Annotated in this window: 2 tRNA genes; both read left to right on the forward strand. The window is 43.5% G+C overall.

From position 1 onward, the window contains the following. Window positions 1–30 precede the first annotated feature (30 nt). Window positions 31–106, forward strand: a tRNA-Glu gene (locus H5181_RS20405). A 132-nt stretch (window positions 107–238) separates the two neighbouring features. Further along, window positions 239–314, forward strand: a tRNA-Glu gene (locus tag H5181_RS20410). Window positions 315–333 lie beyond the last annotated feature (19 nt).

Raw genomic sequence — 333 nt, forward strand, 5'->3', positions numbered from 1 at the left:
ACTCGATACAGAGTATAACGTATCAAATGTGTCCCATTCGTCTAGAGGCCTAGGACACCGCCCTTTCACGGCGGTAACAGGGGTTCGAATCCCCTATGGGATACCATATTTAAGATGGTTGAACATGATTCGAAACTATTGTTTTAGAAAAAATGTTTGATGATCTATATAGCACTGGTGTTTAGCCTACAGACACCAATGAGTATTCACTCGATACAGAGTATAACGTATCAAATGTGTCCCATTCGTCTAGAGGCCTAGGACACCGCCCTTTCACGGCGGTAACAGGGGTTCGAATCCCCTATGGGATACCATATTTAAGATGGTTGAACA

Source organism: Shewanella sp. SG44-2 (assembly GCF_014164215.1).
GTDB lineage: Bacteria > Pseudomonadota > Gammaproteobacteria > Enterobacterales > Shewanellaceae > Shewanella > Shewanella frigidimarina.